Origin of the sequence: Antarctobacter jejuensis (assembly GCF_052266595.1) — a bacterium.
In the GTDB taxonomy this organism is placed as follows: domain Bacteria; phylum Pseudomonadota; class Alphaproteobacteria; order Rhodobacterales; family Rhodobacteraceae; genus Antarctobacter; species Antarctobacter jejuensis.
Map to the genome: position 1 here is coordinate 99,562 of NZ_JBQQXJ010000013.1, position 25,644 is coordinate 125,205.

Here is a 25,644-nt window from a genome sequence, read left to right on the forward strand (position 1 = left end):
CGCGTGTTTCACATCTGGTGCATGCAGGCAAATTCATAATGGTCATCATTTACATGAGGTGGGTTTGCGGGTTTTGCGACTCTGTTGTGCGGGATTTGCCCGAAACGGGGCTCAGGTCAGAAAGGTCTTTGGCAAGGATGCCTCAAGACCAAGCAGTTGCGCGGCGGACCAGATCGCGGCGCGCGGGATATTCACCGCCCATGATCCGGTCTCACGCACCACGACCCATGCCTTGGATTTGGTGGTGCGTCCGGGTTTCTGGCTGGCGCAGACCGGGGCAGGGCGGCCACCCCAGGCGAAAGACGCCCAGGCGCGCCAGGCATGATAGGATTCCGTGACCAGCAACAGGCGCGCGTCCTGCGGCAGGTCGGGCAGGGAAAAGAGCACGTTCTGCAGCGTCGAGAAGGACTCCGTCTCAATGCGCAGCGCACTGTCCGGCACGCCCTTGTCACGCGCGATCCCGGCCATGCCCTCGGCGCTGCTCTTGTGGGTTTTCGGATCCCCGCCGCCGGTCAGATGCAGGACCGGCGCAACGCCGTTCTGGTACAACACAACGCCGGTATGGATGCGCCCCGTGCCGTGCTCCAGCACATGCGCCTCTCCCTCACGGCCACCGCCGAGGATCACCGCGATGTCGAATGCCTCATCCATCACCAAACAATCCCGCGTCAGCAGGATCGACCCGACGGTCAGCGCAAAACAGAGGCTCAAGTAGAGGACAAGCCCCCGCAGGATCCGCAAACCCCAGCGGGTCATTCCCACTCGATCGTGCCTGGCGGTTTCGAGGTCACGTCATAGGTCACGCGGTTGATGCCCTTGACCTCGTTGATGATGCGGGTCGCCGTCTCACCAAGGAAATCATGGCTGAACGGGTAGTAATCCGCCGTCATGCCGTCGACAGAAGTCACGGCGCGCAGCGCGCAGGCGTAATCATAGGTCCGCCCGTCGCCCATCACGCCCACGGTCCGCACCGGCAGGATCGCGACAAAGGCCTGCCAGATCTCGTCATACAGCCCGTGCTTGCGGATCTGGTCGATATAGACCGCATCCGCCTTGCGCAGGATCTCCAGCTTTTCGCGGGTGATCTCACCGGGGCAGCGGATCGCCAGACCCGGCCCGGGGAAGGGGTGACGCCCGATAAAGCTGGCGGGCAGGCCCAGTTCATGCCCCAGCGCGCGCACCTCGTCCTTGAACAACTCGCGCAGCGGCTCGACCAGCTTCAGGCCCATCTTCTCGGGCAGGCCGCCGACGTTGTGGTGCGATTTGATCGTCACCGAAGGGCCGCCGGAAAACGACACGCTCTCGATCACATCCGGGTACAGCGTCCCCTGGGCAAGGAACTGCGCGCCCTCGATCTGGTCGGCGTATTTCTGGAACACGTCGATGAACAGCTTGCCGATGATCTTGCGCTTGGTCTCGGGGTCGGACACGCCGTCCAATTCCCCAAGGAACAGCTCCTGTTCCTCGGCGTGGATCACATGCAGGTTCATGTGGTCGCGGAACATGCCCACGACTTCCTCTGCCTCGTGCAGGCGCAACAGCCCGTGATCGACAAAGACACAGGTCAGCTGATCGCCGATCGCCTCGTGGATCAGCGCCGCCGCGACAGAGCTGTCGACCCCGCCCGACAGCGCGCAGATCACCTTGGCCTCGCCCACCTGTTCGCGGATCTTGGCAATCGCCTCTTCGCGGTAGGCGCCCATGGTCCAGTCGCCCTTGAACCCGGCCTCGCGCACGAAATTCTCATACAGGGTGGCGCCATTCGGGGTGTGATGCACCTCGGGGTGGAACTGCACCGCGTAAAAGCGCCGCGCCGGATCGGCAGTGATGGCAAAGGGCGCTCCGGGCGAGGTGCCGAAGACCTCGAAGCCGGGCGCGATTTCCGACACGTGGTCGCCGTGGCTCATCCAGACCTGCTCACGCCCCGATCCATCCATGAACCAGCCGGTCAGCATGTCTAGCCGCCGGTCCGAAGGCTGCACATAGGCGCGGCCGAACTCGGCGGTGCCCTCACCGGCGACAACCTTGCCGCCCAGATCCTGCATCATGACCTGCTGGCCATAACAGATGCCAAGGATCGGCACGCCCAGATCGTAGACGGCGCGCGGCGGACGCGGGCTGCCCTCTCGGGTTACCGAATCGGGACCACCGGAAAAGATCACCGCTTTCGGAGCGAAGTCGCTCAGGAAGGCGTCGGTGACATTCTGGTAAGGGTGGATTTCACAATAGACATTCAGCTCACGCAGGCGGCGCGCGATCAGCTGCGTCACCTGGCTGCCAAAGTCGATGATAAGAAGGCGGTCGTGCTGGGTCTCGGTCATGCCTTCCATTAGGCAGGCCGCGCGCAAATGGCAATGTCGCTCAGGCGCTCAGAAAGGCATCGGTGCGGTCCATGACCAGATCCCAGGCCGGATCCTGCGGCAAAAGCATGTGATTGCCGCCCTCCAGCCGCACGAATTGCGCCGCCCTAAGATGCGCGGCCAGCTTTTGCCCCTGGCTGATCGGGTGAATCGCATCGCCCGCCGCGTGAAAGATCAGCGCCGGAACATCCACCTTTTCCAGATCGGCGCGCACGTCGAACCGGTCGATCACACCGCGCAAGGCGACGGCGGTTTCCGCGCTGGCGGTGGACAGCTGCATCTCGGCCAGTTCATCGCGCTGCGCCGATGTGGCATCGGGCGCAAAGACGGTGGTGAACCCCTTGATGAAGGGGCTGCCCGCCTTGCCCCATCCAGCGCGGATCATGGCCAGCATGGTCTCTTCGTCCACGCTGCCCGGGGCGGTGGGGCGGAACACGCGCCCCTCCACATAGCCGCCCACCATCACCATGCGCCGCACCCGTCCGGGATGGCGCGCGGCAAAGCGGATCGCCACCGGCACCGCCTGAGAGGCGGCAAAGAGGTCAAAGCTGTCAAGCCCCGCCGCATCGGCCACGGCCAGCAGGTCGTCGACAAACTCGTCGATATCCGTCAGCGGCGCATCGCGGTCTGACAGGCCTGTGCCGCGCAGGTCATAGCGGACCAGCCTGCGGCCCCGTGCCAGCCGCGCGATCAGCGGCCCCCAGATCAGGCTGCCGGTGTCCATCTCCAGATGCGACAGCCAATGCCCGATGCGCAGCAGGGGTGGGCCGTCGCCGGTGGCGCACCATGCAATCGCGGTGCCATCGCGCGACAGGGCGTATTGCACCTCCGGCGCGGACAGGGCGGTCGGTTGGGTCTGCGCAGGCGCGTCCTGCAATTGGGCCACAAAGGCCAGCCCGCGCCGGGGGATCGTGCGCAAGACGCTCTGTTCCTTGCCGGAATCGCCCACGGCGGCGCGGGCCGCACTGATCCGCGCGGCAATGGTCGCATCCGACACCGCCAGCCCGTCCCAGACGGCGTCGACCAGCGCCTCTTTCGACACCACGGCCCCGCCGGACTGCGCCATGACCGCCAGGAGGTCAAAGACCTGGGGCTCCACATGCACCTCTGTGCCGTCGCGATGCAACTGGCGGCGGTCAAGGTCCAGCAGGCATGTCCCGAAACGCAATTCCATGCGGAAACTGTCGCCCAGTAGGGGCCGAAAACAAAGGGTTTTCGCGCGCCAGAAGGGAAAGACAAGACCATCACAAGCAAACCACAAGACCGTCTTCAAGCGGCGCAGGCCGGGCCGTGGTCAGATGATCCCATCGACAGTCCTTACCGGAGAAACCGCCATGACCCGCCCCACCGACACCATCCGCACCCGTCCCGATGGCTCTATCGACACCGCCTATTACATGGCCCGTGGCCGTCGGATGCGGTCCGAAGCCGCCCATGCCCTGTTCTCGCCAGAGCCTGAATCCCCGCGCAAGCGCCGCGGTTTTGCCCGGCTCTTTGGCGGCAGCCCTGTCTGACGCGCCCGGCCAGCCGTCAGGCATGACCCCGCGTGCCGAAAATGGCCTTGCCATTCTGCGGTGCGCGGGGGCCCCTTGGCGCGGACAGACAGGGGATTATTCATGCAGGTTCTGACGGAATTCGGCCTTGGCACCTCGCTCCGGCGCGCCGATTACACAGAGGCGGCGGCGCGGGCGATCCGCGATGCGCTGTGGAAATGCTCGATCAACGCGGCCGAATGGCAGGGGCGTGAAAAATCGGACATGCGCCTGCGGGTGCAGGTGGCGGTGCAGCAGCCGGACAAGGTGGATGCCGCGCAACTGGCCGGGGTCTTTCCCTATGGCCAGGCAGAGGTGTCCGTGGGCTTTGGCGGTCTGGACGTGCCCCGGCCCGAAGGCGTGGGCAATCCGACCGTGATGGCCCATGCGGCGATCACCGTCAGCTTTGACGGGGCGGCGGCATGAAACAGCGGTTGATCGTACAGATGGGCATGGGAATCGGCGACACCGTCGCGCAGGCGGCGGAACGCGCCGTTACGGATGCACAGGCGCGGGCGCGTCTGCATATCGCGGCGGATGTGGAAATCCGCGTGACCCTTGGCGTGCCCGGTTCGGCAGAGCTGGACACCAGCGGGCTGAATCGCGCCTTCGGGGCGGCGGACGTCGACCTGAAAGTGGTGCCGGGGGGCATGACCGTCCCGCAACCGGGCGGGACAGAGGTCTTGGTCGTCAGCGCCGCGATCGAGGTCTTTCCGCTGGCCTGAAGGGGGGGCTGACAGGCGGGTGTTTATTAAGGGACGGTAAATCCGTCCCTGTAACCCCTTGATCCTGCATTCCCCCTAAGCTGTCCACGCGTGGACACCCCCAGACCGGCTCACCCCATCGCGCGGCCTCGATTGCCCCGTTTCTTCGCCTTTTGATAGTCGCTGGCCCAGCTCCACAAGGCGATGCCCAGCCACGTGGCGAGGTAGAGCGCGCCAAATCCGATCACCACCCAGCCGGGCAGCGGCCCGACCGCCGATCTCTCCCAGATCTGATCGGACGAGGTCAAAGGCGTGGGATGGACCACGATCTTGCCTACATATGAGGCCGACTGGATCAGCAGGATCCACAAATAATTCCGCCGGATCCGCCGCCCCATCGCCGTCAGGGTCGAGATATGATACTCGGGCTGCAAATAATCCTTGGCCAGCACCTCCTGCCAGTTCTCCTCAAGGTGCAGATCCCCTTCCATCAACATCGGCGCATAAAGATGCCGCTCCATATACCGGCAGCGCGCCCGCCAGACGTTGAAGTAGCGATAGCGCCGCGCCTCCAGCACCAGAAAGAAAATGATCAGCACGCCCACCAGCACCAACGGCAGCGGCGAGGCATCGGGCGAGGCAAAGGCAATCGACAGCGCGATGCCCAGCGTCACCACCGCCCAGTTGGTCGTGGTGTCCAGACGGGTGCGCCAGATCGTGCTGCGATAAACCTCGCCCCGCCAGAGATGCGCGATGGCGCCCATCTCGGCCTGTGTGAAATTGCTGCGCGAAGGTTCCTCGGTCACGATGTCTCCTCCCATCCCGAACGTCAGAGGATGATGACTCAGGCAGAGCGGCGGGTAAACCGCGCAGACCAAGGCGCGCGCATGTCGTTTTCCCCCCTCAACTGCCGGAAATCGCGCGCGGGTTTGATCTGCTGCTTGATATGAGCGGGCAATCTTTTTTCGGGGCGGGGCCCCGTCTACTGGCGTGGAGGCATGACGATGGCAGAGGCAGCAGCGCGCAAACGGGGCCGCGGCGGCGGCGGGGCAGCACGTCGGGCGGAACGGAGCGCCGTTCAGGTGGACACCGCACGGTTCATCGAGCGCAACATCCCCGACCTCGAAGTGCTGGACGACGCAGCGCTGGAACTGATCGAGGACCGCGCCGAGCAGGTGCTGGAAGAAATCGGCGTCAATTTCGTCAACAACCCCGGCGCGCTGGCCCTCTGGAAAGAGGCCGGGGCCGATATCGACGGCGAACGCGTGCGCCTGCCGCGTGGCCTTGCCCGCAAGTTGATCAAGACGGCGCCGTCAACCTTCACCCAGCACGCCCGCAACCCCGCCCGCAATGTCGAGATCGGGGGCCGGAACCTCGTGCTTGCGCCGGTCTACGGCCCGCCCTTCGTGCGCGATGCGGACGGCGGACGGCGCTACGCGACGATGGAGGACTTCCGCAAGTTCGTGAAGCTGGGCCAGATGTCCAAGTGGCTGCACCATTCGGGCGGTACCGTCTGCGAGCCCACCGATATCCCGGTGAACAAGCGGCACCTAGACATGCTGATGGCGCATATGACGCTGTCGGACAAACCCTTCATGGGTTCCGTGACCGAACCCAGCCGCGCGCAGGACAGCGTGGACATGTGCAAGATCCTGTTCGGTGAGGAATTCGCGACCAACAACACGGTGATGACCTCGCTCATCAACATCAACTCGCCATTGACCTTCGACGACGTCATGATGGGGGCGCTGGAGGTCTATGCGGCCAACATGCAGGCCTGCATCATTTCTCCCTTCATCGTCGGCGGGGCGATGGCGCCGGTTTCGGTCGCAGGGACGCTGGTGCAGGTGCTGGCAGAGACCATGGCGGGGATCGCTTATTCGCAGCTGGTTCGCCCCGGAGCGCCGGTCATCATGGGCGCTTTCGTGACCTCGATCGACATGAACTCTGGCGCGCCGACCTTTGGCACGCCGGAGGCTGCGCAGATCACTTATGGCGCGGGCCAACTGGCACGCCGTCTGGGCCTGCCCTACCGGTCTGCCGGATCCTTCTGCGGGTCCAAACTGCCCGATGCGCAGGCCGCCTATGAGACCGCGAATTCGCTGAACATGGGCCTGCTGTCAGGGGTGAACTTCATGCTGCACGCCTGTGGCTGGCTGGAAGGGGGGCTGGTGTCCTCGTTCGAGAAGTTCGTCATGGACGCGGACCAGCTGGGCACCCTGCACAAACTAGCCGAAGGCGTGACCGTCAACGAGGACACGCTGGCCATGGATGCCATCCGCGAGGTGGGCCCGGGCGGGCATTACCTTGGCTGTGCCCATACACAGGCGAATTTCAAGACGTCCTTCTGGCGTTCGGACCTGTTCGATTACAAACCGTACGAGACGTGGTCCGAAGAAGGGGCCCGGGACACGGTCGCCCTTGCATCGGCCCGGGTGCAGCGATTGCTGGATACCTACCAGCAGCCGCAGCTGGACCCTGCGATTCATCAGGCGCTGAAGGCCTACGTCGATCAGAAAAAGGCATCCATGCCGGACGCGTTCGCCTGACGGACGCGGCCTGACGTCAGTACGAGGATTCGCGCAGGATGCGGGCCTCTCCCATCATCGCGGTCAGCACCTCGACGTGCCGGGCCACCGTATAGGCGGCGTCTTCGACGCGCCGCCTTGCGTCCATTTCTGACTCGATCTCCATCAGGCGCATCAACGCGGCGCCGGGACGCGGCAGGGTGCCATAGCCCAAGACGCGATGCAGATGCGGGTCGCGCCGGTAGTCCTGTGCCCCGATGCGCGCGGCCCGGATCAGCAACCGGGGGCGGCGCAGGTCGTTCAGCATTCCAAGAATATCTTTCATCGCCTCGCTCCTCGCTTTTGCGAATGTGAGGCAACTATGCACAGCCCTGACGGGTGTTGCGCGATCACCGAACGCTCCGAACGGAGGGTTCAGTTATGGTTTAACTTTCTTATAAATAGTCACTTTTGCGGTGCTTTGTTAACCATATGGTAACAGGCACACGTTTAGGTTGCAGGTATGGCCACTGGGGATAAATCTGTGGAAAATTGCCCTCAAGCGGGAATTGCGCATGGCTGATGCGCGCATCGACACCTTGGCAGAACCAATGCCGAAATGGGTTCCAGATGCGGCGCGTGCCTACCTTGCGCACACCGAACAAGGGCTCTCGATCCGGGAGTTGGCGCGGCAAGCTGGGTGTCACGCCTCGACCGTTCTGCGACAGGTGCGCAGAATCGAGACACGTAGAGATGATCCTCTTGTAGACGCGGCTTTGTGCAACCTGGGGGCGACCGGTGGGGAATTACCGGTGCAAGAGACCAGAAAGGACAAGGATCGGATGAACGCTGCCATGACTCCCACTCCGCCGGATGAGCAGACGCTTGCCCGCGAGGCGCGGCGCGTGTTGCGCCGACTATGCGAAAGCGGCGCCGTTCTGGCCGTGGCCGCGGAAATGGACAAGGCCGTGGTTGTACGCGACACCGGGGAAGGTGGCAGTTCGCGAACCGCGGTCGTGGACGTTGCCATCGCGCAGGCCATGGCACTGAAGGACTGGATCGCCTGCGAGGCACCGGCACGGATTTCGCGCTATCGGATCACGTCGGCGGGCCGGGCGGCGCTGAACCGCCTTGTGGCCGAACAGGAAAACCGGGTGCGCGGCTTTGCCGAGGCACAGGCCGGTTTCGAAACCGGCCGTGACGCCGAGGCCGCGCTGGATGAGGTGGAACGCGACCCACGCGCGCGCAAAGGCCGGTACATGCTGGCGGAAAGCCCGCTCAACGCCCTGTCGCGGCGGCGCGAAAAGGGCGGCGAACCCTTTCTGACAGAGGAACTGGTCGCGGCCGGAGAACGCCAGCGCGAAGATTTCGAACTGGCGCAGATCGGGCCGCGGACAACGCAGAACTGGGATCAGTTCCTGACCGCGGGCGTGGTGACATCGCCTTCGGATGGGGGCGAATCGGGGGCCTCGGCCGCTCAGGGGCGTCTGCAGGCCGCGCTGCGGGATCTTGGCCCCGGGCTGGGCGATGTGGCCTTGCGGTGCTGTTGCTACCTTGAAGGTCTGGAAACGACGGAAAAGCGGCTGGGCTGGTCGGCGCGGTCGGGAAAGATCGTGCTGCGCATCGCGCTGCAACGTCTGCGCCGTCACTACGAGGAGCGCGGGAAAGGCGGCGGTGACCTGATCCGGTGATGCCAAGGGGCGGCACAGGTCTGTTCGCAGTGCAATTCGCCAGCGCGACAAACGCATGGCCCCGAAGCGGCGAGATGCCACTCCGGGGCCTAATGCTTTGAAACATTAGGGAAAGGTGCAGGGGGTACTCGTAAACACTGGGGATAGGTCACCAACGTGATGACCGGGTACACTGGAAACACCCCCTGCTTTCCTTTAATAAAGGGCAAGCCGTTGCTGATTTAGGGGAAAAATCCGTGCGTGATCTCAAAATGCCCGCCGAACGCCATCCGGAAAAGGCGCATCGCCCCGATAATGCCCAGCCGAAAAAGCCCGATTGGATCCGGGTGAAGGCTCCGGTCGGCAAGGGATACAACGACACCCGCCGCATCATGCGTGAAAACAATCTGGTGACGGTCTGCGAAGAAGCGGGCTGTCCCAATGCCGGTGAATGCTGGAACCAGGGGCACGCCACCATGATGATCATGGGGGATATCTGTACCCGCGGCTGTTCTTTCTGCAACATCGCCACCGGTCGTCCCGATTCGCTGGATGCGTTCGAGCCGGGCAGGGTGGCGGACGCGGTTCAGAAACTGGGCCTCAACCACGTTGTCATCACTTCCGTCGACCGTGACGATCTGGAGGACGGTGGGGCCGAGCATTTCGCGCAGACCATCCGCGCGGTGCGTCATCGGTCGCCGGGAACGACCATCGAGATCCTGACACCCGATTTTCTGAAATGTGCCCCCGAGGCGCTGGAAGTTGTCGTCGCCGCACGGCCGGATGTGTTCAATCACAACCTTGAAACCGTTCCCGGCCTGTACCCGGAGGTGCGGCCCGGTGCGCGGTATTTCCATAGCCTGCGGCTGTTGCAGCGGGTGAAAGAGATCGATCCGTCGATCTTTACCAAGTCCGGCATCATGGTCGGCCTGGGCGAAGACAGTCAGTCGGTTCGGCAGGTGATGGACGATATGCGCGCGGCCACGGTGGATTTCCTCACCATAGGTCAGTACCTGCAGCCGACACCGAAACACCACGCGGTGGACCGGTTCGTGACGCCTGATGAGTTTGCGGCCTATGAGAAAGCGGCCTATGGCAAGGGATTCCTCATGGTTTCGGCGACGCCGCTGACGCGCTCTTCCTACCACGCGGGTGATGATTTCGCCCGTCTGCGCGCGGCAAGAGAGGCCAAGCTGGCCCGCTGATCCTTTCGATTTTTCGAGAAGAATGACAGGCTCCGGACCGGAAACGGCCCGGAGCTTTTGTCAGTTCAGGGCCGGAAGGGCCTTGACGTAATCCGCAACCGCTTTGCGATCTTCGGCGGAGAGGTGCGAGAAGTTTTCGACCACCTCGGCCATGTGACCGCCCACGGCGTCGAATTCGGGGGTGAAGCCCGATTCGAGGTAATAGGCCACGTCTTCGGCCGACCACTTCAGTTCATCCGGCGTCAACGGCGGGATCGTTCCCTTGCCCGATGGGTTCGGCGCGCCGCCCATCCAGCGGCTTTTGTCCAGCGCACCAACGGGGTTGCGCGGGGTGTGGCACTCGGCGCAATGAGCAAGCGCCTCGACGAGATAGCGACCGCGTTCGTTGCCGTCCGCCTCCATCACGTAGTCAGCCGACATGAAGAGGAACTTCCAGCCGCCGACAGAACGGCGGATGTTGAAGGGAAAGCCCACGTCATGCGGTTTGCTGGTGACATCGCTTTCTGGCAGCGTCTGCATGTAGGCCCAGAGGTCGACCACGTCCTGATCTTCCATCTTGGTGTAGGCCGTATAGGGGAAGGCGGGGTAATAATGCTGACCCTTGGGGTTCACGCCGCGTGTCACGGCATTTGCGAAATCGACAAATTCCCAACCGCCGATTCCGGCCTGCGGGTGGGGCGAAATGTTTGGCGCGTAAAACGTGCCGAAATCCGAGACGAATTCCATGCCGCCGGTCAGGACCAACTTGTCCTCGGCACCCTTGGTGTGGTGGCACGAGGCACAGCCGGCAGCCGTAAACACCACCTCTCCGCGCTCGGCCTCTCCGGTCAGGCCATCGAACCGCGCGGCATCCACGCGGTTCGGCGCCGTGACCCAAAGCCCGACCCCGGCGCCGACAATCGCCGCCAGGACCACAAGTTTCAGGAAAGTGCGCATCCGGCCTTACTCAGGCGCGCGGTAGGTGTCGTGGCAGCTTTTGCATGCGCCACCCAGGGCACCCATGTTCGGGCCAATGGCGTCCTTGCCGGTGCCGGCGACGGCGGCCATGGCGGTCGCGGCTTCGCCGAATGCGGCCCACTTGGCTTCGAAATCAGCCATGTCGGACCAGATCGCGGCATTGGCGCGGGTCTCTTCGATGTCATCGACGCTGGTGCCGTCGGTCCACATCGCCTTCTGGTCCAGCGTGGACACGGCGACGAGAGAGTCGGCGGCGGCCTGTGCGACTGCGGCGTCATAATCGACGGTGCCGCGCGCGATGCCGCCAAGAACGCCAAGGTTCAGGGCCATGATGTTGAATTGTCCCTGGCGGGCTTTCACGGCCTGAGGCGCTTCGGCGATAGCTGGGGTGGAGAGCAGAACAGCGGTGGCTGCCAGCGCTGCAAAAGAGAATTTCATGGGTATCTCCCTGTTATGAATGCGGTCAGCATAGTCTTTCAGAGCAATGTGACAATTACATTCTTCCTTTGACAACTGTCGGCGGAGTCACAAACATTTGTGGAATATTACCGGATGCTTCGGGGCTTTTGGGCCTTTGTTGCGGCGGCGTCCGGTCCGACCGCTTTCAAGGAGTGCTTGCCATGTTTCGCAGATTTGCCCTGTTGATTTCCCTTTGGCCCGGTCTTGCGGTGGCGCAGGGCGCACTGGATCACTCCATATCGCCCGCGTTGGCCGAGGCGCGGCAGGCCTGGCTGGACGGGCGGTACGACGGCATCTGGGAGGTCGTTCGGACCGAGGCGGAAGCAGGCAGCCCGGTCGCGCAGAATATCCTTGCCGCGGGACTGACCGAAAAGGATGGCGGGCAGGGGATTGCTTATGACCCGGCCGAGGCGCTTGAATGGTATCAACGCGCCGCCGATCAGGGCTTTGCCCGGGCCCATTTCAACATGGCGCTGTTCTGGCAGGCCGATCACGACGGGTTCGGCATCGATTATGCCAAGGCAAAGACCCGGGCCGAAGAGGCCATCGCGCTGGATTATCCGCAGGGCTGGAACATCCTTGGCGACATGTATTTCCACGGGCGCGGCATCGACGAGGACAAGGCGCAGGCGCTGGCCATGTACCGCAAGGGCGCGGACGCAGGCACGTTCAACGGTCTGCGCGAAGTGGGATACGCCTATTACCACGGCAACGGGGTCGCGCAGGACGTGGATCTGTCGCGGCTTTACCTGGAACGCGCCATCGCGGCGGGGGACAAGAAATCGATCCCCGATCTGGCCTGGCTTTACGAAGGCAACGAGGGCATCGAGCAGGACCTGCTGAAGTCCTACCTGCTGTATCGGATGGGGGTCGAAAGGGGCGTCGCCAAGGCGGCCTTTGAACTCGGGCTGTTCGTGGCTTGGGAAGACTATGCAGGCTTTTGGCACGATCCGGTTCAGGGCTATGGATATTGCCTTGTCGGACTGGATTGGGGGTACGAGACATCGGATGGCGACGCGGCGGAGCAATGTGAGGACCTGGCTGACGGCTTTGACGAGGCGCAGCGGACGGCGGCGCAGTCCTTCGCGGACAGCGTGATATCGAGGTAGCGGGACAACCGGGTGGCGGGCAACTGCGCCTATTGGAGAGCAGAGCGGAAAAACCTCCGGGTCTGAAACCGCCCGTCTGGCGGGCGAAACTTGGAAACAATGGTTCGTGAGTGGTGACTTTGTTTCTAATCTGATAGGTTAGCGTTGCAAAAAACGGTCCAATTCCAAAGCGCAGAGACCGTAACCTATACGAATGATCTGCGTTCGAAGGGAGGTTTTGCATGGCTGACCGAATGACCGTCCCGTCAGAGGCCTCGGTCGCGGATTTTCTTGCGCAAGTAGAACCTGTGCGGCGGCGCGAAGACGCGCAGGTGTTGGACCGGCTGTTCCGCGATGTGACCGGCTGGCAGCCCGTTCTGTGGGGCAGTTCCATCGTCGGATATGGACGCTATGCCTATACCTACGCCAGCGGGCATTCGGGGCAGAGTCTTGCGACCGGCTTTGCCCCGCGCAAGGCCAACATGGTGATCTACATCATGCCCGGATACGCGGATTTCGGCGATGTGCTGGCGCGGTTGGGGCCGCACAAACTAGGCAAATCCTGCCTCTACCTTGGCGCGTTGTCCAAAGTGAACCTTGATGTGGTCGCAGAGTTGATCCGGGCGGGGCTGGACGATCTGGCAACGCGCTGGCCGATCGAACCGAGCTGATCCCGGGCGGTTTGCGCAGGGGCACAAGTGAAACGGGACGCGCCCAATGGCACGTCCCGCTGATTGTTCAGAGCGCTTCGTTGTCGGATCCGGGGGCAATGGCCTGCGGGATATCTTCGCCGCGCTTCTTGGCTTCGAGCGCCTTTTCCACGTGGTCGGTCAGAAAGTTTCGCGCCCGCCGTTCGGCCAGCCGGATGCGGACGGCGGCGCGAAAGATCTCCTCGGACGAGGGCGAAGACGCGCCCAGCACGTTGGCGACCTGCTCGGCCAGGTTTTCATCCCCCAGCGCATCCATGGCCTTGATGGTGTCGCGTGCAAGCTTGTCGGCCAGATCCTCGACGACGGACATGACGGATCTCCCTCAGCGCGTGTTTTCGGTCAGGCGACGTTTGACGTAGCTGGTGACGGTGTCCATCAGGGTTTCCATGTGCGGCTCTTCGAAGAAGTGCCCGGATCCTTCCACCTCATCATGGGTGATCTGGATGCCCTTCTGCTCATGCAGTTTGGACACCAGCGCGCGGGTATCCGCCGGCGGGGCAACACGGTCATTGGTGCCGTTGATGATCAACCCCGAAGAGGGGCAGGGCGCGAGGAACGAGAAGTCATACATATTCGCCGGGGGCGAGACCGAGACGAAGCCGGTGATTTCCGGACGCCGCATCAGCAATTGCATCCCGATCCATGCGCCAAAAGAAAAGCCTGCGACCCAGCAGTGCTTGGAATTCTGGTTCATCGACTGAAGGTAATCCAGCGCAGACGCCGCGTCGCTGAGTTCGCCCACACCCTGATCGTATTCGCCCTGAGAGCGTCCGACGCCCCGGAAATTGAACCGCAACACGGTGAAACCCATGTTGAAAAAGGCGTAATGGAGGTTGTAGACCACCTTGTTGTTCATGGTGCCGCCGAACTGCGGATGCGGATGCAGCACGATCGCGATCGGCGCGTCGCGGTCTTTCTGCGGGTGGTAACGGCCTTCGAGGCGGCCTTCGGGTCCGGGAAAGATGACCTCGGGCATGGGGTGGGGCTGCTCCTTATAAGCGGTCTGGTCGGCGGCCCATCGGGGCGCCTGCAATTTCTTGACCAAAACACGCAACTACTTTAGAACTCTTCTAAACAGGTGCGGACGTGGTCCGGGCTGGAAAGCAGATAGGCAATTGAGCCGACAAGGTCAATTGCCGCCGCATACGAGGGCGTGGGGCCGTGAAACTTAGCACCAAGGGACGTTACGCCATGGTGGCGCTGGCGGATATCACCCTGCAGGGGGATGGAACGCTTGTGACCCTTGGCGATATTTCGAAACGGCAAGACGTCTCCTTGCCCTATCTGGAACAGCTGTTTGTCAAGCTGCGGCGGGCGGGGCTGGTGGAATCGGTGCGGGGTCCGGGGGGCGGGTATCGCCTGTCGCGCGCCCCTTCCGAGATCCGGGTGGTCGAGATTCTGGCGGCGGTGGATGAGACGGTGGACGCGATGCACGTTGGCGCGGGCGCCTCTGGCGGGTTGTCGGGCAGCCGCGCGCAATCGCTGACCAACCGGTTGTGGCAGAGCCTGTCGGCGCATGTCTACGTTTTCCTGCACCAGACCCGGCTGTCGGATGTGGTGGACAATTCGCTGGCCCCCTGTCCGGCGGTGCCGACGATCTTTGCCGTGGTCGATGATGACAAGGCGTGATCCGGCGGCGCGCCTGCGGCGCACAGGTTTGAGCGCTGTGCTGGACGCACAGCGCGGATTGGGGCGCTGCCCGTCGCCATTGTTCCTCGAACCAATGGCGCAACAACGGCGACCCCGAGGTATTTGGAAACCACAGAAACAGGTCCGGGGATGAGCGGGCGCGTCTATTTGGATCACAACGCCACCACACCGCTGCGGCCCGAGGCGCGGGCGGCGATGCTGGCCGCGATGGATGTGGCGGGCAACCCGTCATCCGTGCATGCCGAGGGGCGCGTGGCCAAGGGCGTGGTCGAAGCGGCGCGGGCGCAAGTGGCGGCGTTGGTGGGGTGTTTGCCAACGCAGGTGGTGTTCACCGGCTCGGCGACCGAGGCGGCGGCGCTGGCTGTTGCCCAAGCCGAGCGGCATGGAGGTGTCTTTGCCGCCCTGCCCACGGAACACGATTGTCTTCAGGTCTGGAGCGCGTTTGATCTGCCGGCCCTGCAGCGGGCTGATGGCACGGCGGGTGCGGTCGAGGCGCTTGAGCGCGGCGGCATCGGGTTGCTGGCGGTTTCGGCGGCCAACAGCGAAACCGGCGTGATGATGCCGGACCGGGCGGTGGTGCCGTCTGTCGCGGCAGCCGAGGGGCATATGGGATGTGCCGTGGTCTGCGATGTCACGCAGATGGCGGGCAAGGTGCCGGTGCGTTATGACGGGGGGCGCAAACCGGCCTACGTGATCCTGTCCGCGCACAAGATCGGCGGGCCGAAGGGCGTTGGCGCCCTGATCAACTTTACCCGCGACGATCCCGCGCCGATCCTGCGCGGGGGCGGGCAGGAGATGGGGCGCCGCTCGGGAACCGAAAACGTGATCGGTATCGCCGGTTTCGGTGCCGCGGCCGAGGCGGCACAGCGTGACGTCGAGGCAGGTGCATGGGCCCGTGTCGAAAAACTTAGAAACATTCTAGAAGAATCTCTTGAGGCTGCCTCCGGCATGACTATTTTTGTCGGGAAAGACTCGCAGCGGCTGCCCAACACCAGCTGTTTCGCGACCCCGGGCTGGAAAGGTGAGACGCAGGTCATGCAGATGGACCTTGCGGGTTTTGCCGTCAGCGCGGGATCGGCCTGTTCGAGCGGCAAGGTGCGGCGCAGCCGCGTGCTCGAAGCGATGGGATATGACGAAGAGACCTCGGCCAGCGCCATCCGCGTCAGTCTTGGTCTGGACACAACCGAAGAAGATGTGCAGCGCTTTTGCGCCGCATGGATACAGAAATACGAGCGGCACCGCGCGAGGGCCGCATGATGAGAGAGGAACCCCCGATGGCGGCTTTCGATGAAGTGACGGTCAAGGAAGGTGTGGATCAGGAGACGGTGGATGCCGTCAAATCCGCCGGCACCTACAAATACGGCTGGGAAACGGACATCGAGATGGAATACGCCCCCAAGGGGCTGACGCCGGACATCGTGCGTCTGATCTCGGAAAAGAACGAAGAGCCGGAGTGGATGACGGAGTGGCGTCTGCAGGCCTATGAGCGTTGGCTGCAGAAGAAAGAGCCGACATGGGCGATGGTCGATTACCCCGAGATCGATTTTCAGGAGCAGTATTATTACGCCCGGCCCAAGAGCATGGCGGAAAAGCCCAAGTCGCTGGATGATGTCGATCCCAAGCTCTTGGAAACCTATCAAAAGCTGGGCATCCCGCTGAAAGAACAGATGATCCTTGCCGGGGTCGAAGGGGCGGAGAACGCACCTGCGGAGGGCCGCAAGGTGGCCGTGGATGCGGTGTTCGACTCCGTTTCTGTCGGGACGACCTTTCAGGCGGAGTTGAAGAAGGCAGGGGTGATCTTCTGCTCGATCTCCGAGGCGATCCGCGAGCATCCCGAACTGGTGAAGAAATACCTCGGCTCGGTCGTGCCGGTGTCCGACAATTTCTATGCCACGCTGAACAGCGCCGTCTTCTCCGATGGTTCGTTTGTCTACGTGCCGCCGGGCGTGCGCTGCCCGATGGAGCTGTCGACCTATTTCCGCATCAACGCGGAGAACACGGGCCAGTTCGAACGCACGCTGATCATTGCCGACAAGGGCAGCTATGTCAGCTACCTCGAAGGCTGCACCGCACCGCAGCGCGACGTGGCACAGCTGCACGCCGCGGTGGTGGAAATCATCATCGAGGAAGACGCCGAGGTGAAATACTCCACCGTTCAGAACTGGTACCCCGGGGATGAGAACGGCAAGGGCGGGATCTACAACTTCGTGACCAAGCGCGCCGATTGCCGGGGCGACCGGGCCAAGGTGATGTGGACGCAGGTGGAAACCGGGTCTGCGGTGACGTGGAAATACCCGTCCTGCATCCTGCGCGGCAACGAAAGCCAAGGCGAGTTTTATTCCATCGCCATCGCCAACAATCACCAGCAGGCCGATACCGGCACCAAGATGATCCATCTGGGCCGCGATACGAAATCGCGCATCGTGTCCAAGGGGATCAGCGCAGGCGTGGCGCAGAACACCTATCGCGGGCTTGTTTCGATGCACCCCAAGGCAAAGAACAGCCGCAACTATACCCAGTGTGACTCTCTGTTGATCGGGGACAAATGCGGGGCGCATACGGTTCCCTACATCGAGGTCAAGAACAACAGCAGCCGCTGTGAGCATGAGGCGACCACCTCGAAGGTGGACGACGATCAGCTGTTCTACTGCCGTCAGCGCGGCATGGACGAGGAAGAGGCCGTGGCACTGGTGGTCAACGGGTTCTGCCGCGACGTGCTGCAGGCGCTGCCGATGGAGTTTGCCATGGAAGCACAACAGCTTGTGGCGATCTCTCTTGAAGGCTCTGTCGGCTAATGCGTGGCTGGGGCGCCAAGGTTGTTCTGGCCGTCATGGTCCTGTCTTTGGCCGTGACCGGTGTCGGGTGGAACGAACCCGCGTTGGCCTCTGGCCCCGACCTCTATCCAATCCCGATCCCGGGATTGGATGTCTTTGCGGTCATGGATCTGATCGATTGCTTCAGCCCCTTCGGCCAGCCTCACATGGCTTGTTTCTGGTAACGCGACACTGACTGCGGAAAGGGCGATCTGGACTGTAATGGCGCGGGCACCCCTCATATCGGTAACACTGACCGGCGCGTTTTGCTGCGGGTTCACGGTGATCGTGGGCTGGCTGACAGTCGCTCTGGCGATGTGGCGTCTTGTGGCGCTGTCTCTCGTGTCCGGGTTATTGGGAAGTCTTTTTTGCGCACTGGATACAAACCGGACAAAAAGGCCGCAGGGGCAATCATGATGGTCTTCCGCAGCGAAAAGAAATGTGGCGCTCGCGACGTCGACGGTTTCGACCAATGGTCGACGGGCTCTGCCGTGGGTCTGGATTGAACGCATGCATCAGCATCAGAAAAAGTCCCGGTTCTCGCCAAATTTCAGACGCTATTCAGCGTCAAATCTGCTCTTGGTAACTTTTCAAGAATGGGTGTTTGGAGATGCGGCAGGCACATGCATCTTTTCACGAACGTCTGGCACGGACGCAAAGGGTAAGCGGAACCGTTGGCGAAGAGGTGGTCGCCTATGCGCAGACCGTCGATCAAAGGGCTGCCGAACTCCGGCGCAAGGACCTCAGGCACGACACGTTGAAAGAGGTGATCGGCTGGCCGGTGTCTGCCGGAATTGGCATGATCGCAGGCTATCTTTCACTGGTGATCGTTTTTGTCATTCTGCCAGAATTGGGCGCGCACAACTCTCTGACCACAAACACGCCAATCCTGAATCCGAACTTTGCCGCACTGCTGTTTTCGGAGGCGACCATCGTCTTTGGACTTGCTCCGGCGCTTGCCGTTATCGGGGTGGCGGTCGCCCGATTGTCGCGGTTCAAGTTCTTTCTTTGCGCGGCGATCTTCAGCCGGTTCGCCGTGGCGACTTCGGTCTTGCTGGTGGATCTGTGCAACCAGACGGTTTTGGTCACGCCGCCGGGTTGGCTTGTGCTGGCGACCGAACTGACGCTTTTCTGAACGGCTGCGCGCCGGGTAATCCGACTTCTATCACTCACATGCGACGGGCGATCCTTCCTGGACCGACCCGTCTTCACACGTTTTCTGCGAGGTAAAAAATGCTGGAAATCAAGAACCTGCACGTCAAACTTGAAGAAGAGGACAAGCAGATCCTCAAGGGCGTCAACCTGACCGTCGAGGCGGGCAAAGTTCATGCGATCATGGGGCCGAACGGATCGGGCAAGTCGACCCTGTCCTATGTCCTGTCGGGCCGTGACGGCTATGAGGTGACCGATGGCTCGGCTGAATTGCTGGGTGAGGACCTGCTGGACATGGAAGTCGAAGAGCGCGCCGCGGCGGGCCTTTTCCTTGCTTTCCAATATCCGGTCGAGATCCCCGGTGTCGGTAACATGACCTTCCTGCGGACCGCCGTGAACGCGCAGCGCAAGGCGCGTGGCGAAGAGGAAATGTCCTCTGCCGACTTCCTCAAGCTGATCCGCCAGAAGGCGAAGGAATTGAAAATCGACGCCGAGATGCTGAAGCGTCCGGTCAACGTCGGCTTCTCCGGCGGTGAGAAAAAGCGCAACGAGATCCTGCAGATGGCGATGCTGGAACCGAAGATGTGCATCCTTGACGAGACCGACTCCGGCCTTGACGTGGACGCGATGAAGCTGGTTGCCGATGGGGTGAACGCGCTGCGCGACGAAGGACGCGGTTTCCTTGTCATCACCCACTACCAGCGTCTGCTGGACCACATCAAACCCGACGTCGTGCACATCATGGCGGATGGCCGCATCATCAAGACCGGCGGGCCGGAACTGGCGCTTGAGGTCGAAACGAACGGGTATGCGGACATTCTTGCGGAGGTGGCGTAATGGGTTTGCCGCAGACCAAACAGGATGCCACAGAGGCGCGGCTCTCCGCGCTGACATTGCCCGAAGGCGGCTGGGCCGAACCCGCGCGCCGTGACGCACTGGCGCGCGTGCGGTCCATGGGCCTGCCGTCGGCGCGGGATGAGTATTGGAAATACACCCGTCCCGATACCCTGGTCAGCGCCGAGGCGCCCACAGCTGCCAAGCTGGAAGCGAATGACGAACCGCCGCTGTTCGCCACCCGCGAACGCCTGAAGGTCGTCTTTGTCGACGGCGTCTTTTCGGCGGAAGAGTCGGACGATCTGTCCCTTGAGGGTGTCACGATCGACCGGCTGGCCGAGGTGAAAGATATTCATTGGGCCAAGGACTTGTACGGCGTTCTTGAGGCGAAGGGGCAGGATCCGGTGTCGCGTCCTCTGGCCGCGTTGAACACGGCCTTTGCCACCGACGGCCTGCTGATCCACGTGACCGGAAAGCCGTCTAAGGCGATCAACGTGATCTACCGGCACGAGGCTGACACCTCGGACGCGGTGCTGCACCACGTTGTCAAGGTGGACGCCGGGGCGGAGGTGACGATCCTCGAAAACGGTCCTGCCGCTGCGCGCTTCAACAAGTGCATTGAGGTGGACATCGCCGACGGCGGTGCGCTGCACCATGTGCGCGCGCAGGGCCGTGACCATGAACGCCGCGCCGCGACCCATGTCTTTGCCCGGCTGGGCACGGAAAGCACGTTCAAGAGCTTTACCCTGACAGTGAACGGTGTGCTGACCCGCAATGAGGTGGTGATCGAATTCACCGGCGACGATGCCGTGGCGCATGTGGCCGGGGCCTGCATGGGGGACGGCGCGTTTCATCACGATGACACGGTGTTCGTGACCCACGACGCGGTGAATTGCGAGAGCCGTCAGGTCTTCAAGAAAGTTCTTCGCAACGGTGCGACGGGCGTCTTCCAGGGCAAGATCCTTGTTAAGGCAGGCGCGCAGAAAACCGATGGCTACCAGATCAGCCAGTCGCTGCTTCTGGACGAGGACAGCCAGTTCCTCGCCAAGCCGGAACTGGAGATCTACGCCGATGACGTCGCCTGTTCGCATGGGTCCACCAGTGGCGGCATCGACGAGGACAGCCTGTTCTACCTGCGCGCGCGCGGTGTCCCGCGTGGTGCGGCCGAGGACATGATGACCATCGCCTTCATCGCCGAAGCCGTGCAGGAAATCGAGGACGAGAGCCTGCAAGAGGACCTTGTTGCGCGGGTCGAAGGCTGGCTGGCGCGGCGGCGCGGCTGAGCGGTGCCTGTCACACGTGATATCGCCGCCAGCTATCGGCGGCCCGGGCAGGTCTTGCGCGCGCATCTTGCGCGCGAGACCAGCGAACCCCGGGCGCTGGCCTGGTTGATGGGGGCTTGTGGTGTCATGTTCGTGGCACAATGGCCGCGGCTGGCCCGTGAGGCGCATCTGCAGGGAACCGACCTGCAACCCGCCATGGGCGGGGCGCTTTTGGCGACGCTGATCTTTCTGCCGCTTATCTTTTATGTCATTGCCGGGCTCAGCCAGTTGGCGGTCCGTGCGACCGGCAACCGGATCAGCGGATATGGCGCGCGAGTGGCGCTGTTCTGGGCGCTGTTGGCGGCATCGCCGCTGGCGTTGCTCTACGGATTGGTGGCGGGGTTCATCGGGCCGGGCGGGGCGCTGACTGTGGTCGGGCTGGTCTGGCTGGTGGTTGTGCTCTGGATCTGGAGCACGGGACTGCGCATGGCGCATCGCGAGGCGAAAGAGGAACTGGCGTGACCATCGATGGATACCTGAAGCTTGCGCTGCAAAGCGTGACGAACCCGCGCGAGGTTGCGGCGCTGCTGTTGTCGATCCGGCCCAACCGCGAGGCATTGTTGACCGCCTTTGGTCTGGTCGTCGTTGTGAATACACTGGTCTTTTCCAGCTCTGTCCTTTTGGCGCCGGGTACGGTTCCGGCGTTTCTGGCCAGCCCGATGGTCTTTCTGGCCATGCAGGCGGTTGTGCTGGCGGGGTCGATCCTCGGCTTTACCGGGGTGGGGCGGATCATGGGCGGACGCGGGCGTCTCGAAGAGGTCGCGCTGCTGATGATCTGGATGCAGGGCCTGCGGGTGCTGGTACAGATCGCACTTCTGATCCTGACACCACTGTCGCCCGGGCTTGCCGGGCTGGCGACGATGGCAGCCACGGCCTTGGGCGTCTGGATCCTGATCAACTTCCTGAACGAAGTGCATGAGTTGGGCAGCCTGATAAAGGCGGTTGCCGTGATGATACTGGGGGTTCTGGCGATGGCCTTTGCCCTGTCGTTGCTCCTTGCGTTTGCAGGGGTCACGCCCGAAGGGATGACAGACTATGTATGACGTGGAACAGATCCGGGCCGATTTCCCGATCCTTTCGCGAGAGGTGAACGGCAAGCCGCTGGTCTATCTCGACAACGGTGCCAGCGCGCAGAAACCGCAGGTGGTGATCGATGCGGTGACGCGCGGCTATGCCGAGGAATATGCCAACGTCCATCGCGGGCTGCATTACCTGTCGAACCTCGCCACCGAGAAGTACGAGGGCGTGCGAGAGATCATCGCGCGGTTCCTTGGTGTCAAGGATGCGGAGGAAATCGTCTATACCACCGGCACGACCATGGGCATCAACCTTGTCGCCTATGGCTGGGCCATGCCCAATCTCGAACCAGGAGACGAGATCGTGCTGTCGGTGATGGAGCATCACGCCAATATTGTGCCCTGGCATTTCCTGCGCGAACGGCAGGGCGTAACGATCAAATGGGTCGATGTGGACGCGACCGGCTACCTTGATCCGCAAAAGGTGGTCGACGCAATCGGCCCGAAGACGAAACTGGTGGCCGTCACGCAGGTGTCCAACGTTTTGGGCACGGTGGTGGACGTCAAGACGATCTGCGACGGGGCAAAGGCCAAGGGGGTTCCGGTGCTGGTCGACGGCTCTCAGGCAGCGGTGCATATGCCGGTGTCCGTGGACGATCTGGGCTGCGATTTCTACGCCATCACCGGGCACAAGCTGTACGGGCCTTCGGCCTCGGGCGCGATCTGGATCCGCAAGGACCGGATGAAGGAAATGCGTCCCTTCATGGGCGGCGGCGATATGATCCGCGAGGTCCACAAGGATGAGATCACCTGGAACGACCCGCCGATGAAATTCGAGGCCGGCACGCCGGGCATCGTCCAGCAGATCGGGCTGGGCGTCGCGCTGGAGTACATGATGAACCTCGGGATGGAGAAAATCGCCGCCCACGAGGCGCGTCTGCGCGATTACGCGGTATCGAAACTGGGCGGGCTGAATTGGCTGTCGCTGCAGGGTACGACGCCGAACAAGGCGGCGATCTTTTCCTTCACGATGGAGGGGGCAGGGCATGCGCATGACATCTCGACCATCCTCGACAAGAAGGGTGTCGCGGTTCGGGCCGGGCATCACTGTGCGGGGCCGCTGATGGATTACCTTGGCGTTACCGCCACCTGCCGCGCATCGTTGGGCCTGTATAACACCGAGGCCGAGATCGACAAACTGGTCGAGGCGCTGGAACTGGCGCACGACCTGTTCGGCTGAGGTCGGGTCTGCCTCAGCCGCGCGCGCCAACCAGCCGGTCGATGGGCGCGTAATCGTCGGTCAGGATCAGGCCGCGCGCTGCGATCTGGTCGACGAACGCCGGGGCCAGCGCGGCGAAACGCGTCCTGTCGGGGGAGGGCACGACAAAGCTGTCAGCCTCACTGGGGGCGGCGCCCGCCGCAATGACCATGACCACCCGTTCGCCGGGGTCTGGGCGGCGCGCCTCGGTCCAGAGTTCGACCTCCGGGAACACCTCGCGCAGGGTGGCGATCAGGCTGCCCACGGCTTCCAGCCGGTCGGCATAGTCGATCACGTTCATCAGGTAGCTGCCACCGGGCGTCAGGCGGCTGTGCACCAGTTCAAAAAATTCCCGCGTGACCAGATGCTGCGGCACGGCCGTATCGGTAAAGGCGTCGCCGATGATGACGTCGTACCGGGTGGAATCGTTGCGCAGCGCCATGCGGGCATCCTGGTGCAGGATGGTGGCGCCGGCCGGATCGAACCAGAAGGCGTCGGCGGCCAGTCGGGTCACATCCGGGTCGATCTCGGCCACTGTGATCCGGGTCAGGCCACGGTCGGCAAAGGCGCGAGGCAGGGCGTAATTGCCGCCGCCGATATGAAAACTAGAGAATGCAGGCTCTGGCGCACGCAACCGCGCCAGCGCGTCCAGCATGGCGGCGTGATCGGTGAACATGACCTGCGGCAGGTCCCGCGCCGAAATGCCGTGCACGAGGTGGTCAAGGATCAGCGCCTTTGCCGGACGCTTGGGATCGGCGGAGACGTCCGAGACCGTGAGGCAGAAATAGCGGCTTTCGACAGAGCAGGGATTGGGCGCCATCAGGCTGGCGGCGCTGACGATGGCCGTGGTGAATGCGGCGACCATGGCCAGCGGGCCTAGGCTGCGCGCCAGCCCCATGCAGAGCAGCGCACCAAGTCCGTAGACGCCGGTGACCACGGCCAACGTCGCGCTGCTGCCCAGCCACGAAATGAACAGGAAGCCTGCCAGCAGGGTCCCGGCAATCGCGCCGACGGCCCCCGCCGCGAACATGGCCCCCAGCGCGCGGCCCTGCGCCGCGCCGATGGCCAGCGCCGCCCGGGTCAGGACCGGCGCCGGAGCGCCGGCAAAGAACGACGGCAGGAAAAACGCGGCCAGCGTCAGACCGGCGATTCCCCAAACCGGGCCGGGTGCCGCGTCAAGGATCGGCCCGGCCGTCAGGCGCAATGCCTGCGCGGCCAGGGCGGTTGTCAGGGCGGCCCCGAACAGCGCCCAGCCGGTGTCGGTCAACGATTTTTTTAGCGGACGCCCGGCCAGAACTCCGCCCCACCAGTGACCGACGGAAAACCCGGCCAGAACCACCGCGATCACCGATGTCCACGTGTAAAGCGACATGCCGACATAGGGTGCCAGCATGCGTCCGGCGACGATCTCGACCACCAGCGAGGCGGCGGACACCATCGCCTGAAGAAAAACCAAGACCCAGAGAGACGTGCGCATGATGTCGGGCAGCCTTTGCGACGATCCCAACAGATTGCCGGGGCCGGTGAGATTGGCAAGCGGAAAAGGCCTATTGCGAGGCCGTGCGCTTTGTCCTAAGACGCGGGGCAGGCACCCGTAGCTCAGCTGGATAGAGCGCTGCCCTCCGAAGGCAGAGGCCAGAGGTTCGAATCCTCTCGGGTGCGCCATAATCCATTGCCTCGACGATAGCACATTCTCCTGCTGGTGACGTTTGGGGTCCCGCCACTCGACGACAGACCCGACCAGGAGATGATAACCGTATGACTAAGGGGCGGCGACCTCTGTCGAAGTGAGCGTCCGAGCGGACCGTTGTCGATCCGGGCAAGGGGATCGATGATTAGCTGGTGAAACTGTCATGTTTCCGCGCAGCTCCGGGTTTTCGTTTGTAAGGTGGTGTGAAGTTCGAAAGTCCAGGGGGGGGGGGGCGGGGCTGGTCTTCCCCCACTGAAGTGGTCCTCCGCTATGTTTAGGAAAACGGAGGAAATACATGGCCAACAGGCGCCCCAAGCCCGAAGAGATTGTCACGAAGTTACGGCAGGTTGAGGTTCTAACGGGGCAAGGTATGCCGGGTCTGGATGCGATCCGGCAGATCGGTGTGACTGAACAAACGTATTACCGTTGGAAGAAGAAGTACGGCGGGATTGGCACGGATCAATTGAAGGAGCTGAAGCGTCTACAGAAAGAGAATGAGCGACTGCGCAAGGCTGTTTCTGACCTGACGCTGGACAAGCTGATCCTGGCGGAAGCTGCAAAGGGAAACTTCTGAGCCCCGCTCGCCGCCGCGCTTGCATTGATCGTGTTCGCGCTGAGTTGAAGGTCTCAGAGCGCCGGGCCTGTCGTGTTCTGAAACAGCACCGATCCACGCAACGCAAAGTGCCGGTTGGACGTCCTGACGAAGACCTGTTGGTG

General features: G+C 62.9%; 28 protein-coding genes, 1 tRNA gene and 1 pseudogene. 20 read left to right on the plus strand and 10 right to left on the minus strand.

Translation table 11 applies throughout. The features are described 5' to 3' along the window. Nucleotides 1-111: 111 nt before the first annotated feature. Genes ACTXGA_RS17965 through ACTXGA_RS17975 form a run of 3 tightly spaced genes read right to left on the minus strand, consistent with a single transcriptional unit; the run spans nt 112 to nt 3,534 of the window. Complete coding sequence (locus tag ACTXGA_RS17965; RefSeq protein ID WP_443395985.1) at nt 112-756, minus strand: YdcF family protein; 645 nt, start codon at nt 754-756, stop codon at nt 112-114. Then, nucleotides 753-2,321, minus strand: coding sequence for a glutamine-hydrolyzing GMP synthase (gene guaA, locus ACTXGA_RS17970; protein ID WP_443395986.1), 1,569 nt, complete (start codon nt 2,319-2,321; stop codon nt 753-755). The genes ACTXGA_RS17965 and guaA overlap by 4 nt, the downstream gene beginning before the upstream one ends. A 40-nt stretch (nt 2,322-2,361) precedes the next feature. Further along, entirely contained in the window at nt 2,362-3,534 is a 1,173-nt protein-coding gene (locus ACTXGA_RS17975) for an alpha/beta hydrolase (RefSeq protein WP_443395987.1), read from the minus strand. Nucleotides 3,535-3,694: 160 nt separating this feature from the next. Here ACTXGA_RS17975 and ACTXGA_RS17980 point away from each other — a divergent pair, with 160 nt between their 5' ends. The 3 genes from ACTXGA_RS17980 (at nt 3,695) to ACTXGA_RS17990 (ending at nt 4,617) form a co-directional block, all read left to right on the plus strand. Further along, nucleotides 3,695-3,874: a hypothetical protein gene (locus ACTXGA_RS17980; RefSeq protein ID WP_443395988.1), complete on the plus strand. Its 180-nt coding sequence runs from the start codon at nt 3,695-3,697 to the stop codon at nt 3,872-3,874. 102 nt (nt 3,875-3,976) lie between these two features. Beyond that, on the plus strand, nt 3,977-4,318 hold the full coding sequence (locus ACTXGA_RS17985; protein WP_443395989.1) for a Lin0512 family protein: 342 nt from the start codon (nt 3,977-3,979) through the stop codon (nt 4,316-4,318). Beyond that, nucleotides 4,315-4,617 carry a Lin0512 family protein gene (locus tag ACTXGA_RS17990; protein WP_443395990.1) on the plus strand — a complete coding sequence of 101 codons (303 nt, stop codon included), beginning with the start codon at nt 4,315-4,317 and terminating at the stop codon, nt 4,615-4,617. Before ACTXGA_RS17985 ends, ACTXGA_RS17990 begins: the two co-directional genes overlap by 4 nt. Nucleotides 4,618-4,727: 110 nt before the next feature. On the opposite strand, the gene ACTXGA_RS17995 is transcribed toward ACTXGA_RS17990, so the two are convergent. Next, entirely contained in the window at nt 4,728-5,360 is a 633-nt protein-coding gene (locus tag ACTXGA_RS17995) for a DUF2270 domain-containing protein (protein WP_443396013.1), read from the minus strand. A 240-nt stretch (nt 5,361-5,600) separates the two neighbouring features. On the opposite strand from ACTXGA_RS17995, the gene ACTXGA_RS18000 reads away from it, so the two are divergent. After that, the gene (locus tag ACTXGA_RS18000; protein WP_443395991.1) at nt 5,601-7,145 is read left to right on the plus strand and encodes a trimethylamine methyltransferase family protein; all 1,545 of its coding nucleotides are present in this window, start codon (nt 5,601-5,603) and stop codon (nt 7,143-7,145) included. Between the two features lie 16 nt (nt 7,146-7,161). Here ACTXGA_RS18000 and ACTXGA_RS18005 read toward each other — a convergent pair whose 3' ends face one another. Continuing rightward, complete coding sequence (locus tag ACTXGA_RS18005; RefSeq protein WP_443395992.1) at nt 7,162-7,449, minus strand: DUF6477 family protein; 288 nt, start codon at nt 7,447-7,449, stop codon at nt 7,162-7,164. Nucleotides 7,450-7,714: 265 nt separating this feature from the next. Here ACTXGA_RS18005 and ACTXGA_RS18010 point away from each other — a divergent pair, with 265 nt between their 5' ends. Continuing rightward, complete coding sequence (locus tag ACTXGA_RS18010) at nt 7,715-8,794, plus strand: DUF6456 domain-containing protein (protein ID WP_443396014.1); 1,080 nt, start codon at nt 7,715-7,717, stop codon at nt 8,792-8,794. 236 nt (nt 8,795-9,030) lie between these two features. Continuing rightward, nucleotides 9,031-9,978 (plus strand): lipoyl synthase, encoded by a 948-nt coding sequence (gene lipA, locus ACTXGA_RS18015; protein ID WP_443395993.1) that lies wholly within the window; start codon nt 9,031-9,033, stop codon nt 9,976-9,978. Nucleotides 9,979-10,038: 60 nt separating this feature from the next. Here lipA and ACTXGA_RS18020 read toward each other — a convergent pair whose 3' ends face one another. Continuing rightward, nucleotides 10,039-10,914 carry a c-type cytochrome gene (locus tag ACTXGA_RS18020; protein ID WP_443395994.1) on the minus strand — a complete coding sequence of 292 codons (876 nt, stop codon included), beginning with the start codon at nt 10,912-10,914 and terminating at the stop codon, nt 10,039-10,041. 6 nt (nt 10,915-10,920) lie between these two features. Continuing rightward, entirely contained in the window at nt 10,921-11,373 is a 453-nt protein-coding gene (locus ACTXGA_RS18025; RefSeq protein ID WP_443395995.1) for a c-type cytochrome, read from the minus strand. Nucleotides 11,374-11,555: 182 nt separating this feature from the next. Between ACTXGA_RS18025 and ACTXGA_RS18030 the strand changes: the two genes are divergently transcribed. Continuing rightward, a complete protein-coding gene (locus ACTXGA_RS18030; RefSeq protein WP_443395996.1) occupies nt 11,556-12,503 on the plus strand; it encodes a tetratricopeptide repeat protein in 948 nt (315 codons plus the stop codon). Nucleotides 12,504-12,724: 221 nt separating this feature from the next. Next, nucleotides 12,725-13,153: a DUF1801 domain-containing protein gene (locus ACTXGA_RS18035; protein ID WP_443395997.1), complete on the plus strand. Its 429-nt coding sequence runs from the start codon at nt 12,725-12,727 to the stop codon at nt 13,151-13,153. Nucleotides 13,154-13,220: 67 nt separating this feature from the next. On the opposite strand, the gene ACTXGA_RS18040 is transcribed toward ACTXGA_RS18035, so the two are convergent. After that, nucleotides 13,221-13,502, minus strand: coding sequence for a hypothetical protein (locus tag ACTXGA_RS18040; protein WP_443395998.1), 282 nt, complete (start codon nt 13,500-13,502; stop codon nt 13,221-13,223). Between the two features lie 12 nt (nt 13,503-13,514). Beyond that, entirely contained in the window at nt 13,515-14,168 is a 654-nt protein-coding gene (locus tag ACTXGA_RS18045) for an alpha/beta hydrolase (protein WP_443395999.1), read from the minus strand. Between the two features lie 185 nt (nt 14,169-14,353). On the opposite strand from ACTXGA_RS18045, the gene iscR reads away from it, so the two are divergent. The 10 genes from iscR to ACTXGA_RS18095 all read left to right on the plus strand — a co-directional run bounded on the left by iscR (nt 14,354) and on the right by ACTXGA_RS18095 (nt 23,219). After that, nucleotides 14,354-14,821, plus strand: a complete 468-nt coding sequence (iscR, locus tag ACTXGA_RS18050; RefSeq protein ID WP_443396000.1) for a Fe-S cluster assembly transcriptional regulator IscR — start codon at nt 14,354-14,356, stop codon at nt 14,819-14,821. Between the two features lie 150 nt (nt 14,822-14,971). After that, nucleotides 14,972-16,099, plus strand: a complete 1,128-nt coding sequence (locus ACTXGA_RS18055) for a cysteine desulfurase family protein (protein WP_443396001.1) — start codon at nt 14,972-14,974, stop codon at nt 16,097-16,099. 17 nt (nt 16,100-16,116) lie between these two features. Beyond that, nucleotides 16,117-17,637 (plus strand): Fe-S cluster assembly protein SufB, encoded by a 1,521-nt coding sequence (sufB, locus tag ACTXGA_RS18060; RefSeq protein ID WP_443396002.1) that lies wholly within the window; start codon nt 16,117-16,119, stop codon nt 17,635-17,637. Further along, nucleotides 17,637-17,840 carry a hypothetical protein gene (locus tag ACTXGA_RS18065; protein WP_443396003.1) on the plus strand — a complete coding sequence of 68 codons (204 nt, stop codon included), beginning with the start codon at nt 17,637-17,639 and terminating at the stop codon, nt 17,838-17,840. The genes sufB and ACTXGA_RS18065 overlap by 1 nt, the downstream gene beginning before the upstream one ends. A gap of 425 nt (nt 17,841-18,265) precedes the next feature. Beyond that, nucleotides 18,266-18,790: a hypothetical protein gene (locus tag ACTXGA_RS18070; protein ID WP_443396004.1), complete on the plus strand. Its 525-nt coding sequence runs from the start codon at nt 18,266-18,268 to the stop codon at nt 18,788-18,790. A gap of 98 nt (nt 18,791-18,888) precedes the next feature. Then, the gene (sufC, locus tag ACTXGA_RS18075; RefSeq protein WP_443396005.1) at nt 18,889-19,644 is read left to right on the plus strand and encodes a Fe-S cluster assembly ATPase SufC; all 756 of its coding nucleotides are present in this window, start codon (nt 18,889-18,891) and stop codon (nt 19,642-19,644) included. Continuing rightward, nucleotides 19,644-20,924: a SufB/SufD family protein gene (locus ACTXGA_RS18080; protein WP_443396006.1), complete on the plus strand. Its 1,281-nt coding sequence runs from the start codon at nt 19,644-19,646 to the stop codon at nt 20,922-20,924. Before sufC ends, ACTXGA_RS18080 begins: the two co-directional genes overlap by 1 nt. A gap of 3 nt (nt 20,925-20,927) precedes the next feature. Then, nucleotides 20,928-21,425, plus strand: coding sequence for a YIP1 family protein (locus ACTXGA_RS18085; protein WP_443396007.1), 498 nt, complete (start codon nt 20,928-20,930; stop codon nt 21,423-21,425). Further along, a complete protein-coding gene (locus ACTXGA_RS18090; RefSeq protein WP_443396008.1) occupies nt 21,422-22,006 on the plus strand; it encodes a YIP1 family protein in 585 nt (194 codons plus the stop codon). Before ACTXGA_RS18085 ends, ACTXGA_RS18090 begins: the two co-directional genes overlap by 4 nt. After that, entirely contained in the window at nt 21,999-23,219 is a 1,221-nt protein-coding gene (locus tag ACTXGA_RS18095; protein ID WP_443396009.1) for a cysteine desulfurase, read from the plus strand. Before ACTXGA_RS18090 ends, ACTXGA_RS18095 begins: the two co-directional genes overlap by 8 nt. Nucleotides 23,220-23,232: 13 nt before the next feature. Here the strand turns inward: ACTXGA_RS18095 and ACTXGA_RS18100 are convergent, their stop codons facing one another. Then, a complete protein-coding gene (locus ACTXGA_RS18100; protein WP_443396010.1) occupies nt 23,233-24,714 on the minus strand; it encodes a fused MFS/spermidine synthase in 1,482 nt (493 codons plus the stop codon). A gap of 111 nt (nt 24,715-24,825) precedes the next feature. Here ACTXGA_RS18100 and ACTXGA_RS18105 point away from each other — a divergent pair. Continuing rightward, a tRNA-Arg gene (locus ACTXGA_RS18105) sits at nt 24,826-24,902 on the plus strand. 320 nt (nt 24,903-25,222) lie between these two features. Next, nucleotides 25,223-25,644: pseudogene (locus ACTXGA_RS18110) on the plus strand (transposase); the annotation flags it as partial.